Below are 12,829 nucleotides of genomic sequence, written 5' to 3'. Positions count from 1 at the left end.
CTGAGGTTGGAATACACGCGCGCCTATGGTCACCTGCGGCAAAAGCAGGGAGCGCGCCATGAACTTCGAAGAGTACCGCAAGCACGACGCCGTGGGTCTGGCCGGCCTGGTGTCGAAGGGCGAGGTCAGCCCCTCGGAGTTGCTGGAGACCGCGGTGGCGCGGATGGCGGCGGTCAACCCGAAGATCAACGCCGTGACCATGGACCTCACCGAATGGGGCCGCCAGGACGTCAAGCGCGACATCTGGGGCGGGCCGATGGCGGGCGTGCCCTTTCTCCTGAAGGACCTGGGTGCGCAGCTTGAGGGCGCGCCGACGACGGCGGGCTCGGCGGTGTTCCGCGACGCGACCGCAGCCGCCGACAGCGCGATCACGACCGCTTACAAGGACGCCGGGCTGGTGCTGTTCGGCAAGACCAATACGCCGGAGTTCGGCCTGATGCCGGTGACCGAACCGGCGCTGCTGGGCGTCTGCCGCAATCCCTGGGACACCGGCCGCACGCCGGGTGGGTCGTCAGGCGGTGCGGCGGCGGCGGTGGCCGCGGGCATCGTGCCGGCCGCGCACGCCAGCGATGGCGGCGGGTCGATCCGCACCCCGGCCTCGGCCTGCGGACTGTTCGGGATGAAGCCGTCGCGCGGGCGGGTGTCGTTCGCGCCGATGGGCGAGGGGTGGGGCGGCGCCTCGATCCAGCATGCGGTGACGCGCTCGGTGCGCGACAGCGCCGCGCTGCTGGACGCGGTGTGCCAGCCGCAGCCGGGCGATCCCTATTTCCTGGCCCCGCCCGAGCGGCCGTTCGCCGAGGAGGCGCGCCGCGACCCCGGCAAGCTGGCCATCGGCTTCACCACTGCGGCGCTGGCTTCCGACGGCCTGGACCCGGAGTGCGCGGCCGCAGTGCTCGACGCGGCCAGGCTGTGCGAGGGGATGGGCCACATGGTCGAGGAGGTGCGCGTGCCTGGCGACCTGGCCGCGATGCAACAGGGCGCCGGGGACGTGATCGCCGCCAGCATCGCCGCGACCCTGGACGCCGAGGGCGAGCGCCGCGGTCGTCCGGTGGCGCAGGGCGACGTCGAGATGCTGACCTGGCTGATGTACCAGCGCGGCAAGCAGGTCACCGGCGCCAACTATGTCCGCGGCCTGGCGGCGATCCACGCCTATGGCCGGGCGATGGCGGGCCTGTTCCAGCAATACGACGTGCTGTTGATGTCGACCCTGGGCAGCCCGGCGATCCCGATCGGCCACCTGACCGAAGACCCGCGCGAATATACCCAGCGGCTGTTCAAGTTCATGCCCAACACCCAGGCGTTCAACAACACCGGCCAGCCGGCGATGTCGGTTCCGCTGGCCTGGAGCCAGGGCGGCCTGCCGATCGGCATCCAGTTCGTCGGCCGGATGGGCGAGGAGGCGCTGCTGTTCCGGCTGGCCGGTCAGTTGGAGCAGGCCCGGCCCTGGTTCGACCGGGTCGCCCCGCTCTAGGCGCAACGGGTGGGGCGAACCCTCGTCTCGACGACGCTGGGCGCGATCGCGGCGGCGACGCTGCTGGTGGTCGCATTGTGGATCTGGAGCGAGCTGCTGATCACCCGCAGCTACCCGCTCGCGCCAGAGACGGCGCGGGCCGGGCCGGCGCACATGGCGGCCGAGGGGCGACGACTGGCCAAACTCTATGGCTGCACGAGCTGCCACGGGGCGGACCTGCAGGGGAAGGTCTACAATCCCAGCCCTCGCCTGGTCCGCAACTACGCCCCCAACCTGACTTTGGCGGCGGCGCGCTACAGCGACGAGCAACTGGCCCAGGCGATCCGCCAGGGCGTGCGCCCCAGCGACGGGCGGGCGCTATGGGGGATGCCCGCGCAGACCCTGATGCACCTGACGGCCGAGGAGATGTCGACGGTGCTGGCGTTCATCCGTGCGCACCCGCCGGCCGGTGTTCCGCGGCCGCCTCAGAGCGCGGGCCTGCGCGCCCGCTTGGAGGTGCTGAGGGGCGCGCTCGACGAACCTCGGCGCGTGGCGCGGGCGCGCGCGACGCCGGCCATGGACCTGGGGCCGGAGCTGGCGGCGGGACGCCATATCGCCCGGACGGTCTGCTCGGAGTGCCACGGCTCGGACCTGGCAGGCGACCCGCGGGAAGGCGGGCCTGACCTGCGGGTGGTCGGCGCCTACGACGCCGAGGCGTTCGACACCTTGATGCGGACTGGGGTTCCGCCGGGCGGGCGGCATCTGGGCATCATGACCCTGGTGGCGCGCTCGGATTTCAAGGTGTTCACGCAGGCCGAGGTCGAGGCGCTCTACGCCTATCTGTCGGCGCGGGCGAACCGGCTCAACGAGATCGACTAATCGTCGGTCTTGCGGCGCAGCTGAAAGAGGTAGGCGGCGATCACGCCGGTGGCGACCAGGCCGATGAGCAGGGTCGAGACGGCGTTGATCTCCGGGCTGACGCCCAGGCGCACCTGGCTGTAGATCCGCATCGGCAGGGTGGTGGCCCCGGGGCCGGAGGTGAAGCTGGCGATCACCAGGTCGTCGAGCGACAGCGTAAAGGCGAGCATCCAGGCCGCCGCCACGGCCGGGGCGATGTTGGGCAGGGTGACCAGGAAGAAGGACTTGATCGGCGGGCAGCCGAGATCCTGGGCCGCCTCCTCAAGCTGGCGGTCGAAGGCGGCGAGGCGGGCCTGGATGACTACGCAGGCGTAGCACATGGTGATGGTCGCGTGGCTGACGGTGACGGTCCAGAACCCGCGCGGCATGCCGAGAGAAACGAACAGCAGCAGAAGCGACAGGCCAAGGATCACCTCGGGCATCACCAGGGGCGCGAACACCATGCCCGAGAATAGGGTGCGTCCCCGGAAACGCGTGGCGCGGACGAGCGCGATGGCCGCCAGCGTGCCCAGGACGGTGGCGATGGTCGCCGATATCAGGCCGACCCTGAAGGTCACCCAGATCGCGTCGAGGAGTTGCTCGTTACGGAAGAGCGAGGCGTACCAGCGGGTCGAGAACCCGCCCCAGACGGTCACCAGCCGGCTGGCGTTGAACGAATAGATCACCAGCAGGACGATCGGCAGGTACAGGAACCCGAAGCCGACGACCAGGGCGGCGATGTTGAAGCCTGTAAGGCCGCGCTTCATCGCCCAAGCTCCGTCAGCTTGGCCTGCTGGCGCTGGTAGAGCACGATCGGGATCACCAGGGTGAACAGCAGCACGATCGCCACCGCCGAGGCGGCGGGCCAGTCCCGGTTGGCGAAGAACTCGGTCCAGATGGTCTTGCCGAGCATCAGGGTCGAGGAGCCGCCGAGCAGGTCGGGGATCACAAACTCGCCGACCATCGGGATGAAGCAGAGCAGGGACCCGGCCGCGACGCCGGGCAGGGACAGCGGGAAGGTCACCCGCCAGAACGCCTCGATCGGTGTGCAGCCGAGATCGGCGGCGGCCTCCAGCAGGTCATGCTGCTGGCGTTCGAGCACCGCATAGAGCGGCAGGACCATGAACGGCAGATAGGCGTAGACCAGACCGATATAGATTGCGGTGTCGGTGTTGAGCAGCGAGACGGGCCCAAGACCGACCGCACGCAGGGCGACGTTCAGCAGGCCTTCCGGCTTGAGGATGCCGATCAACGCGTAGACCCGGATCAGGAAGCTGGTCCAGAACGGCAGGATCACCGCCATCAGCAGCGCCTTGCGCACCGAAGGCGTGCAGCGGGCCATGGCGTAGGCCAGCGGGTAGCCGAGCAGCAGCAGGATGAAGGTCGCGACGCCGGCGAACTTCAGGCTGGAGAGGTAGGCGACCACATAGAGCCGGTCGGTCGGCAGCCGGGCGTAGGTTTCGAAGTCGAGGCCGGCCAGGAAGGCCCGCAATCCGGCCAGCCCCTGCGACCAGTCGAGGCGCGGCGCGTACGGCGGCATGGCCAGCGCCGTCTCCGACAACGACAGTTTGGCGACCAGCAGAAACGGGAACAGGAAGAACAGGCCCAGCCACAGGAATGGCGCGAGCGCCGCCAGGCTGGTCCGGTCGCCGCGCAACTTCACTGGGTCAGCACCACGCCCGCGTCGCGGGCGAAGGTCAGCCAGACCTGATCGTCCCAGTCGACCGGGCGGTCGACGAAACGGGTGGCGTTGGCGCGGGCCGCGCGGATCGTCCGGCCGCTGTCGAGCTCGACCAGATAGGTGGTCCAGTCGCCGAGATAGCCGATGTCGGCGACCTTGCCGGCCATGCGGTTGGGGCCGGGCGGGGGCTCGTCCAGGTGGACCTGGATCTTCTCCGGCCGCACCGCCAGCCAGGCGGTGGAGCCGACCGGTATACGGTCGTCCTCGACGATGTCGAAGCCCTGCGGCGAGTCGCTGCTGGCCATGCGGACTGTGACGCCGTCGGCTTGCTCGGCGACGCCCTCGAAGATGTTCACGTCGCCGATGAAGTCGGCCACGTAGCGCGAATTGGGCGCCTCATAGACATCGGCGGGGCGGCCCATCTGCACGATCTGGCCGGCGCGCATCACGGCGATGCGGTCGGCGGTGACCATGGCCTCTTCCTGGTCGTGCGTGACGATCAGGAAGGTCATGCCCAACTGCTGCTGCAGGGCCATCAGCTCCCACTGGGTCTCCTCGCGCAGCTTCTTGTCGAGCGCGGCCAGCGGTTCGTCGAGCAGCAGCATCTTGGGACGTGGGGCGATGGCGCGGGCCAGGGCGACGCGCTGGCGCTGGCCGCCGGACAGCTGGTGCGGCTTGCGCTTGGCCAGTCCGTCGAGGCGGACGAGGGAGAGCATCTCCGCCACGCGGGCGGCGATCTCGTCCTTGGGCATGCCCTGCTGCTTCAGCCCGAAGGCGATGTTCTTCTCCACGCTCAGGTGGGGGAACAGCGCGTAGGACTGGAACATCATATTGACCGGCCGCTCATGCGGGCGCTTGCCGGCCAGGTCCTCGCCGGCAAGCAGCACGCGGCCCTCGTCCGGCGTCTCGAAGCCGGCCAGCAGGCGCATGAGCGTGGTCTTGCCGCATCCGGACGGGCCGAGCAGGGCGAAGAACTCTCCGGGATAGATGTCGAGCGAGACGCCGTTGACGGCGGTCTCGCCGTCAAAGCGTTTCACCACCTTTTCGAAGCGCACCAACGGCTTGGCCGTGGGGTCCGCCCAAGGGGCAAAGGTCGAACGGACCGCGCCGATGTTCAGGCGCGGGCGGCTGCGTTCGGTCATGTACCCGCCTTCCTACTGGCCGGTCTGCACCCGGGTCCACATGCGCGTGACTTCGCGCAGCAGAGCCTGGTCCTTGGTGGTGGTCACGAAGAGGCGCTTGAAGAGGTCCGGGGTCGGATAGACGTTCGGGTCGCTCCGCACCGCGGCGTCGACCATCGGCGTCGCCGGCAGGTTGGCGTTGGCGTATTGGGTGTAGTTCGACGCCTTGGCGATGACTTCGGGCCGCAGCATGTAGTCGAGGAACTTGTAGGCGGCGGTCGGGTTGGGCGCATCGGCCGGAATGGCGAACACGTCAAACCAGACCTGGCTGCCTTCCTTGGGAATGACATAGGCGAGTTCGACGCCGTTCTTGGCCTCTTCGGCGCGGGTCTTGGCCTGCAGGATGTCGCCCGAGTAGCCGACCGCCACGCAGATGTCGCCGTTGGCCAGGGCTTCGACGTACTCCGACGAGTGGAACTTGCGCACGAACGGGCGAGCCTTGACCATCATGTCGGTGGCGGCTTGGTAGTCGGCGACGGCCTTGGAATTCGGATCCTTGCCCAGATAGTTCAGCGCGACGGCGTACATGTCCTCGGACGCGTCGAGATAGTAGACGCCGCAGTCCTTGAGCTTGGCGAGGTTGGCGGGATCGAACACCACCGACCAGCTGTCGATGGCGACGCCCGGCAGGCGCTTGGCCACTTCCTTGACGTTGTAGCCGATGCCGATGGTGCCCCACATGTAGGGCACAGTGTATTTCTGGCCCGGGTCGAAGGGCTCCATGTGGCTCATGATGTCGGGCCACAGGTTCTTGTTGTTCGGCAGCTTGGACTTGTCGAGCGGGGCGATCGCGCCGGCGATGATGTAGCGGGGGATGTTGTGGTTCGAGGGCGCGACGATGTCGTAGCCGGTGTTGCCCTGCAGGACCTTGGTCTCGAGGATCTCATTGGAATCGAAGGTGTCGTACTGGACCTTGATTCCGGTCTCCTTGGTGAAGTCGGCAAGGATTTGGGGGTCGATATAGTCCGACCAGTTATAGATTTTCAGCGTCTGGTCCTTGGCCGCGCCGCCGCCCTGTCCGCAGGCGGCCAGCGTCACGCTCATAGCCAGGACCGCAGCCGTGCCCAGCGCCTTCGTCCACATGCCCACTCTCCAACTTGCCCGAAGGGCAGCTTATAGGGCCAAGCCGACAGATTTTAAGTGCTAATGCGCAAGGAGCGCTTCCGATGCCAACCTCGATGGCGATGATCGCCCCGATCCTGCTGCTCGTCGCCTCCAACATCTTCATGACCTTCGCCTGGTACGGGCATCTCAAGGTCGAGCACCGGCCCATCTGGTTGCTGGTGCTGGTCAGCTGGGGGATCGCGTTCTTCGAATACTGCCTGGCTGTTCCGGCCAACCGGATCGGCCGCGAGGTCTATTCGCCGGCCGAGCTCAAGACGATGCAGGAGGTGATCACCCTGGCCGTGTTCGCGGTGTTTTCGATCACCTATCTGGGCGAACGGTTCACGCTGAACCATATGATCGGCTTCGCGCTGATCGCGGCCGGCGCTGTGTTCATCTTCAAGGGACCGCTGTAGCGCTTTCGCGAACCGACCCCGCGCCCTATAAGCCGCGCCTCCCTCCTCATTACGAGAGAAGCCATGTCCCGCATCCTCATCACCTCGGCCTTGCCCTACATCAACGGGATCAAGCACCTGGGGACGCTTGCGGGCTCCATGCTGCCGGCCGACGTCTATGCGCGGTTCCAGCGGGCGCGCGGGCGCGAGACGCTCTACATCTGCGCCACCGACGAGCACGGCACGCCGACCGAGCTGGCCGCGGCCGAAGCCGGTCTCGATCCGGCGACCTTCTGCGCCCAGCAGCATGACGTTCAGCACGACCTGGGCCGCAAGTTCGGCCTGTCGTGGGACCATTTCGGCCGCTCGTCCTCGCCGCAGAACCACAAGCTGACCCAGCGCTTCGCCCAGCAGCTGTGGGAGGCCGGCTTCATCGAGGAGCGAGTCACCCAGCAGGTCTATTCGAACGCTGACAAGCGGTTCCTGCCGGACCGCTACGTGATCGGGACCTGCCCGCACTGCGGCTACCAGGCCGCCCGCGGCGACCAATGCGAGAATTGCACGCGGGTGCTCGACCCGGCAGACCTGATCAAGCCGCGCTCGGCGGTCTCGGGCTCGGAAGACATCGAGATCCGCGATTCCAAGCACCTGTTCCTGCGCCAAAGCCTGTTCTCCGACAAGCTGCGCGCCTGGATCGACGGCAAGAAGGGCGAGTGGCCGCTGCTGGTCACCTCCATCGCCCTGAAGTGGCTGGACGAGGGGCTGCAGGACCGCGGCATCACCCGCGACCTGGAGTGGGGCGTGCCGGTCAACGCCTTTGAGTGGGGCGCCAATGCGGAAGGCCAGACGCCGGACGTCGAAGGCCTGGCCGGCAAGGTGTTCTATGTCTGGTTCGACGCGCCGATCGAGTACATCGCCGCCACCTGGGAGTGGGCCGACGCCCGCGCGGCCGAGGCTGGCCGAGGTCCGGCCGCCGACGCCGAGTGGGAACGCTGGTGGCGCGGGGCCGAGGCAGCGGACGTGACCTATGTGGAGTTCATGGGCAAGGACAACGTGCCGTTCCACACGGTCGGCTTCCCCTGCACTCTGATCGGGATCAACGAGACGCTGGGCGCGGACGGGTCCTGGAAGGTCGTCAACAACGCCCCCTGGAAGCTGGTCGACCAGCTCAAGGGCTTCAATTGGCTCGACTATTACGGCGGCAAGTTCTCGACCTCGCAGAAGCGGGGCGTGTTCATGGACCACGCGCTGGAGCTGCTGCCGGCCGACTACTGGCGCTGGTGGGTGACCGCCAACACGCCGGAGACCTCGGATTCGACCTTCACCTGGGAGCAGTTCCAGGCGCAGGTGAACGCCGACCTGGCCGACGTGCTGGGGAATTTCGTCAATCGAATCCTGAAGTTCACCGAGGCGCGGTTCGAGGGCGTAGTCCCGGCCGGCGGCGAACCTGGCGAGCTTGAGACCAAGCTCTACGCCGATGTGAACGCCAAGCTCGCCGAGCTGACCGAACTGATGGAGGCGCGGGAGTTCCGCAAATCGACCACCGCCCTTCGGCAGCTTTGGGTGCTGGGCAACCAGTATCTTACCGAAGCGGCCCCGTGGACGGCGATCAAGACCGATGTCGAGCGCGCCGCGGTGGTAGTGCGCACCGGCCTGAACCTGGTCGCCTTGTTCGCCAAGGTGTCGGAGCCGTTCATCCCCTTCGCCTGCGAGAAGATCGCGATCGCGGTGGGCGAGGGCTATCCGGCCCAGTGGCCGAGCGCGCAGGGCGCCGCCATCCTCGACATCCTGCCGGCCGGCCGCAAGGTCGCCGCGCCGGAGGTGCTGTTCAAGAAGATCGAGAACGAACAGGTCGCCGAGTGGCTGGAACGCTTTGGCGGTCCGGAGGCCGCCGCCTGACGATCCTCAAGCGGCTGCGCGGCCGACGCGGTCGCGCAGCAGTTCGGCCCCGCTGACCAGGCTGATGCCAGCCAGGACCAGCAGCGCGCCGGCGACGAAGGCCGGCTCCAGCGGCTCGTGCAGGATCACGACGCTGAAGACCACGCCGAACAGCGGCGTCAGGAACGACAGGATCGAGAGCCGCGAGGCCAGGTATTTCCGCAGCAGCCAGAACCAGATCACATAGCTGATCAGGGTGATGACGATGGTCTGGAAGCCCAGGTTCAAGGCGACCATCGGCGTCAGGTTGATCGCCGTCTCGCCGCGCAGGAAGGCGATCCCCAGCAGCATCACCCCGGCAAAGGCGACCTGATAGAACAGGGTCTTCACGGCCGGGGCGTCGGAGAGACGCGAACCGCGGATGGCGACGGTGGTCAGCCCCCAGGCCAGACCCGCCAGCAGGCCCATCGCATCGCCGATCAGCATGTCGCCGCTGACCTGCTCGCCCGCGCCGAGGAACGAGACGGCGATGCCGCCGAAGGCGACGACGACGCCGATCCACTGCAGCAGCTTCAGGCGCTCCTCGCGGAAGCGCAGATGCAGGCCGAGCGCCGAGAAGATCGGGGCGCTGTAGAGGAAGACGACCATGTGCGAGGCGCTGGTCAGCACCAGGCCCTGGGCGATGAACAGGAACTCCAGCCCGAACAGCAGCCCAACTAGCAGGCCCGCGGGCAGCGTGCCGTCGGCTAACGCTCCGCGCCCCTCGTTGCGGAAGGTGACGGCGCCGAGCACGAGCGCGGCCATGCCCGAGCGCAGCGCCATCTGCATCACCGGGGTGACGTCAGCGGCGATCAGCTTCACGGCGATCTGCTGGAAGCCCCAGCAGAGGCAGAGGGCGACCATGACGCTGAACGCGAACAGGTCGAGGGGCTTGCGTGGGCTCATCAGACGCTGGCGTGACCGCGCAGCACCGGCACGCAGCCGCCGCCGATGGTGGCGCGCACGCCGTCGGCTGTGCGCCGGGCGCTGGCCCGCAGGCGCGAGGGGCGGCCCATCTCGACGCCCTGGACGATGTCCCAGGCCCCGTCAGTCGCATCCGAGAGCGACAGCAGCAGGGCCGCGAGCGTGGCGTTGGCGCTGCCTGTCGCGGGGTCTTCGACCGTGCCGGAGTTGGGCGCGAACATCCGTGCGCGCAGTCCCTCGCCGTCACGGGCGTAGAGGTGCAGCGAGAGGCGGTCGCCGAACTCAGGGAAGTCGATGGCGGCCTGGCGGAACGCGGTCAGGTCGGGCGCGGCGCGGCCCAGCGCCTCGGGCGTGACCTGGGCGATGACGAAGGTGACGCCGACTGTCGCTTCGACCGGGCGATGGGCGTCGACGACGATGTCGGCGGGCGAGAGGCCGGCGCAGGCGGCGATGCGCTCGACCGGCAGTTCCACGCCCAGCGACAGGGCCTGCGGCGCGGCGATCACGCCGCCGTTGTCCTCGATGCTGACCTCGACGATGCCGGCCGGAACCTCCAGCCGCAGGGCCTGGCCCTTGCCCATCTGCGAGAGCACCCAACCGGTGCCGACCGACGGGTGGCCGGCGAACGGCATCTCGGCGGTGCGGTTGAAGATCCGCACGCGGGCGGTGTTGGCGAGGTCCTGCGGCGGCAGGATGAAGGTCGTCTCGGAGAGGTTCATCTCGGCGGCCAGGGATTGCATCTGGGCGTCGGTGAGACCGCGGGCGTCAGTGAACACCGCCAGCGGGTTGCCGCCGAAGCGGGTGTCGGTGAACACGTCGAGCGTGACGAACGGATAGTCGGCCATGATGGACATCCTAGCGGGGAGGTGGGGTTGACTTGACATAAGTTAGTCGATTGGCAAAGTACCGAAATGGAAATCGCCGACCTGCTGCGCGCCTTGGCCAATGAGCGGAGGCTGCAGATCCTCGACTGGCTGAAGGATCCGCGAGCGCATTTTCCGCCGCAGGTGCATGGCGACCTGGTCGACGATGGGGTGTGCGGGGTGTTCATCGCCGACAAGCTGGGCGTCACCGCCCCGACCTTGAGCGAGCACATGCGGCTGCTGGTGCAGGCCGGACTGGTGACGCCCAAGCGCATCAAGCAGTGGACGTTCTACCGGCGGAACGAGGCGGTGATCGCGCAGGCCGCGCGCCGGATCGCCGAGACGGTCTAGCCAAAACGACAACGCCGCCGAGCGTGAGGCTCGACGGCGTCGCAAATCCGGACCGGCCGTGCGTCTAGTGCGCCGGGGCCTTGGGCTGGATGTCGAGGAAGTCAGGCATCACCGCGTTGTACGCGGGCAAGTAGCCGAGATCGCGAACCACATCCTGGTGGCCCTGCCACATCATATGCAGGGCGACGTAGAGCACGATGGCCAGGCCGACATAACCGATCCAGCGGTACTTGTGCAGCAGGCGGGCGATGTAGCTGGCGGCCACGCCCATCAGGGCGATCGACAGCAGCAGGCCGAACACCAGGATGGCCGGATGCTCGCGCGCCGCGCCGGCGACGGCGAGCACGTTGTCGAGCGACATCGACAGGTCGGCGATCAGGATCTGGATGAAGGCGGCCCGGAAGGTCTTCGGCTGGCGGGCGACAGCCTCGGGCGAAGGCTCGGTGGAGGGGTCGGCGTCCATCACCGCCCCGGCTATGGCTTCATCGCCGGCTGCCTGTTCGCGCAGCTCGCGCCACATCTTCCAGCACACCCAGAGCAGCAGCAGGCCGCCGGCGAACAGCAGGCCGACGATGCCGAGCAACTGGGCGGTGATCAGCGCAAAGCCGATCCGCATGGTCACGGCGGCGGCCAGGCCCCACAGGATGGCCTTTCGGCGTTGGTCAGGCGGCAGAGCCGCGGCGGCCAGGCCGACGGCCACGGCGTTGTCCCCGGCCAGCACCAGGTCGATCATTAAGACTGAGAAGAGGGCGGCGAGGGCGCCTGGGGCGAGGAGACTTTCGATCATCGGGCCCTTGAATGCGACAGCCGCCGCCGCTCCGCAACCGCTTAGCGGCGCGGTGAATGACTTTCCCGCCTCATGATTTCTAGGAGCGGGTGCGGCTGGCCTCATAGAGCGCGACGGCCGCGGCGGCGGACACGTTCAGGCTCTCGAAGCCCCCAGGCATAGGGATCTTGGCCAACTCGTCGCAGTGTTCGGCCACCAGACGGCGCAGACCTTCTCCCTCAGAGCCGAGGACAAGTACGGTGGGGCCGCCGTCCAGCGCCTGGTCGAGATAGGTCTCGGTATGCCCATCCAGGCCCACCGCCCGCCAGCCGAGGTCGGCCAGGGTTTCGAGGGCGCGGGACAGGTTGACCACGTGCGCGGTCGGGATCTTGTCCACCGCGCCGACAGCCGCCTTGGCCAGGGCTCCGGTCAGCTTGGGAGCGTGGCGGTCCTGGAGGATCACCCCAGCGGCGCCGAAGGCGGCGGCCGAGCGCAGGATAGCGCCGACGTTCTGCGGATCGGTGACCTGGTCCAGCATCAAGAGCACCGCGCCGCGCGCCGCCTCGAAATCTTCGAGCGCCACGGATCCGAGCGGCGGGATGCGCAGGGCGATCCCCTGGTGGACGGCGCCCTGGGGCAGAATCTGTCCGATGGCGGCCGACTCGACGACCTCGAGCGCCTTCGGTCGGCCGAATCGAGATTCGAGCTCCTTGGCCCGGTCGGGAGTCGCCAAGAGTCGCTGCGGCGCACTCCTTTTACGATTGGAAAGTGCGGCGACAACCGCGTGCCAGCCCCACAACCAGTCGTCAGAACCGTTGTCTGGCTTACGGTTGAAGGGTCTCGGGCCCGATTTTCTCGGACCTTTCGAGTGCGCGTTGCGTTCGCGAGGGGAGGACACTATAAGACGCGCTCCAAATCGGGGGCCGGACGGGTTCTTCGCTCAGGCGGGGAGCAGTGTCCAGGCATCCGATCTGGCTCCGAGCGCGCTGGGGGAATGTCCCGAGCGGCAAAGGGGGCGGACTGTAAATCCGCTGGCGTACGCCTTCGCAGGTTCGAGTCCTGCTTCCCCCACCACGCGCCGGAGCGTGACTTTTAAGGAGACTGGCGCGACCCCGCGCATCCTTCAGCGGCGGGTATAGCACAATGGTAGTGCAGCAGCCTTCCAAGCTGAGGATGCGGGTTCGATTCCCGCTACCCGCTCCAACCTTCTGATTTTCAACCGCCGGCAGGATCCCGATGGCCAAGGAAAAGTTCGAACGCACTAAGCCGCACTGCAACATCGGCACGATTGGTCACGTTG

Annotated in this window: 14 protein-coding genes and 2 tRNA genes; 8 read left to right on the top strand and 8 right to left on the bottom strand. The window is 67.8% G+C overall.

Annotated elements, in window-relative coordinates:
* Positions 1 to 58: 58 nt before the first annotated feature.
* Together OUA97_RS20180 and OUA97_RS20175 are read left to right on the top strand one after the other, a co-directional pair.
* Positions 59 to 1,471 (top strand): amidase, encoded by a 1,413-nt coding sequence (locus OUA97_RS20180; RefSeq protein ID WP_267233826.1) that lies wholly within the window; start codon positions 59 to 61, stop codon positions 1,469 to 1,471.
* Positions 1,472 to 1,480: 9 nt separating this feature from the next.
* Positions 1,481 to 2,329 (top strand): c-type cytochrome, encoded by an 849-nt coding sequence (locus tag OUA97_RS20175; protein WP_267233825.1) that lies wholly within the window; start codon positions 1,481 to 1,483, stop codon positions 2,327 to 2,329.
* On the opposite strand, the gene OUA97_RS20170 is transcribed toward OUA97_RS20175, so the two are convergent.
* The 4 genes from OUA97_RS20170 to OUA97_RS20155 are packed head-to-tail and all read right to left on the bottom strand — an operon-like array spanning position 2,326 to position 6,292.
* Positions 2,326 to 3,114: an ABC transporter permease gene (locus OUA97_RS20170; protein ID WP_267233824.1), complete on the bottom strand. Its 789-nt coding sequence runs from the start codon at positions 3,112 to 3,114 to the stop codon at positions 2,326 to 2,328. The two genes, OUA97_RS20175 and OUA97_RS20170, sit on opposite strands and share 4 nt — an antisense overlap.
* The gene (locus tag OUA97_RS20165; protein WP_267233823.1) at positions 3,111 to 4,010 is read right to left on the bottom strand and encodes an ABC transporter permease; all 900 of its coding nucleotides are present in this window, start codon (positions 4,008 to 4,010) and stop codon (positions 3,111 to 3,113) included. The genes OUA97_RS20170 and OUA97_RS20165 overlap by 4 nt, the downstream gene beginning before the upstream one ends.
* The gene (locus OUA97_RS20160) at positions 4,007 to 5,170 is read right to left on the bottom strand and encodes an ABC transporter ATP-binding protein (protein ID WP_267233822.1); all 1,164 of its coding nucleotides are present in this window, start codon (positions 5,168 to 5,170) and stop codon (positions 4,007 to 4,009) included. The genes OUA97_RS20165 and OUA97_RS20160 overlap by 4 nt, the downstream gene beginning before the upstream one ends.
* A 12-nt stretch (positions 5,171 to 5,182) precedes the next feature.
* The gene (locus OUA97_RS20155) at positions 5,183 to 6,292 is read right to left on the bottom strand and encodes a polyamine ABC transporter substrate-binding protein (protein ID WP_267233821.1); all 1,110 of its coding nucleotides are present in this window, start codon (positions 6,290 to 6,292) and stop codon (positions 5,183 to 5,185) included.
* 83 nt (positions 6,293 to 6,375) lie between these two features.
* Here OUA97_RS20155 and OUA97_RS20150 point away from each other — a divergent pair, with 83 nt between their 5' ends.
* The gene (locus OUA97_RS20150) at positions 6,376 to 6,729 is read left to right on the top strand and encodes a DMT family protein (RefSeq protein WP_267233820.1); all 354 of its coding nucleotides are present in this window, start codon (positions 6,376 to 6,378) and stop codon (positions 6,727 to 6,729) included.
* A gap of 63 nt (positions 6,730 to 6,792) precedes the next feature.
* Positions 6,793 to 8,607: a methionine--tRNA ligase gene (gene metG, locus OUA97_RS20145; RefSeq protein ID WP_267233819.1), complete on the top strand. Its 1,815-nt coding sequence runs from the start codon at positions 6,793 to 6,795 to the stop codon at positions 8,605 to 8,607.
* A gap of 6 nt (positions 8,608 to 8,613) precedes the next feature.
* Here the strand turns inward: metG and OUA97_RS20140 are convergent, their stop codons facing one another.
* Complete coding sequence (locus OUA97_RS20140) at positions 8,614 to 9,531, bottom strand: DMT family transporter (RefSeq protein WP_267233818.1); 918 nt, start codon at positions 9,529 to 9,531, stop codon at positions 8,614 to 8,616.
* On the bottom strand, positions 9,531 to 10,394 hold the full coding sequence (locus tag OUA97_RS20135) for a PhzF family phenazine biosynthesis protein (protein WP_267233817.1): 864 nt from the start codon (positions 10,392 to 10,394) through the stop codon (positions 9,531 to 9,533). The genes OUA97_RS20140 and OUA97_RS20135 overlap by 1 nt, the downstream gene beginning before the upstream one ends.
* A 66-nt stretch (positions 10,395 to 10,460) precedes the next feature.
* Between OUA97_RS20135 and OUA97_RS20130 the strand changes: the two genes are divergently transcribed.
* The gene (locus tag OUA97_RS20130; protein WP_267233816.1) at positions 10,461 to 10,763 is read left to right on the top strand and encodes an ArsR/SmtB family transcription factor; all 303 of its coding nucleotides are present in this window, start codon (positions 10,461 to 10,463) and stop codon (positions 10,761 to 10,763) included.
* A gap of 64 nt (positions 10,764 to 10,827) precedes the next feature.
* Here OUA97_RS20130 and OUA97_RS20125 read toward each other — a convergent pair whose 3' ends face one another.
* Positions 10,828 to 11,550, bottom strand: a complete 723-nt coding sequence (locus OUA97_RS20125; RefSeq protein WP_267233815.1) for a TerC family protein — start codon at positions 11,548 to 11,550, stop codon at positions 10,828 to 10,830.
* 79 nt (positions 11,551 to 11,629) lie between these two features.
* Positions 11,630 to 12,427 carry a 23S rRNA (guanosine(2251)-2'-O)-methyltransferase RlmB gene (gene rlmB / locus OUA97_RS20120; RefSeq protein ID WP_416362449.1) on the bottom strand — a complete coding sequence of 266 codons (798 nt, stop codon included), beginning with the start codon at positions 12,425 to 12,427 and terminating at the stop codon, positions 11,630 to 11,632.
* A gap of 90 nt (positions 12,428 to 12,517) precedes the next feature.
* On the opposite strand from rlmB, the gene OUA97_RS20115 reads away from it, so the two are divergent.
* From OUA97_RS20115 to OUA97_RS20105, 3 genes are all read left to right on the top strand, one after another.
* A tRNA-Tyr gene (locus OUA97_RS20115) sits at positions 12,518 to 12,603 on the top strand.
* A 55-nt stretch (positions 12,604 to 12,658) separates the two neighbouring features.
* Positions 12,659 to 12,732 (top strand) — tRNA-Gly (locus OUA97_RS20110).
* Between the two features lie 33 nt (positions 12,733 to 12,765).
* The coding region (locus OUA97_RS20105; RefSeq protein ID WP_267233838.1) for a hypothetical protein at positions 12,766 to 12,829 on the top strand (64 nt) is incomplete at its 3' end.

Source organism: Phenylobacterium sp. 58.2.17 (assembly GCF_026411515.1).
Classification (GTDB): Bacteria; Pseudomonadota; Alphaproteobacteria; order Caulobacterales; family Caulobacteraceae; genus Phenylobacterium.
Note: the sequence above shows the minus strand (reverse complement) of the source record. Positions and strands in the feature narration are given on the sequence as shown.

Coding starts and splice junctions, on each gene's coding strand:
- OUA97_RS20180 (WP_267233826.1), top strand. CDS start 59: ATGAACTTCGAAGAGTACCGCAAGCACGACGCCGTGGGTCTGGCCGGC.
- OUA97_RS20170 (WP_267233824.1), bottom strand. CDS start 3,114: ATGAAGCGCGGCCTTACAGGCTTCAACATCGCCGCCCTGGTCGTCGGC.
- OUA97_RS20160 (WP_267233822.1), bottom strand. CDS start 5,170: ATGACCGAACGCAGCCGCCCGCGCCTGAACATCGGCGCGGTCCGTTCG.
- OUA97_RS20155 (WP_267233821.1), bottom strand. CDS start 6,292: ATGTGGACGAAGGCGCTGGGCACGGCTGCGGTCCTGGCTATGAGCGTG.
- OUA97_RS20150 (WP_267233820.1), top strand. CDS start 6,376: ATGCCAACCTCGATGGCGATGATCGCCCCGATCCTGCTGCTCGTCGCC.
- metG (WP_267233819.1), top strand. CDS start 6,793: ATGTCCCGCATCCTCATCACCTCGGCCTTGCCCTACATCAACGGGATC.
- OUA97_RS20140 (WP_267233818.1), bottom strand. CDS start 9,531: ATGAGCCCACGCAAGCCCCTCGACCTGTTCGCGTTCAGCGTCATGGTC.
- OUA97_RS20135 (WP_267233817.1), bottom strand. CDS start 10,394: ATGGCCGACTATCCGTTCGTCACGCTCGACGTGTTCACCGACACCCGC.
- OUA97_RS20130 (WP_267233816.1), top strand. CDS start 10,461: ATGGAAATCGCCGACCTGCTGCGCGCCTTGGCCAATGAGCGGAGGCTG.
- OUA97_RS20125 (WP_267233815.1), bottom strand. CDS start 11,550: ATGATCGAAAGTCTCCTCGCCCCAGGCGCCCTCGCCGCCCTCTTCTCA.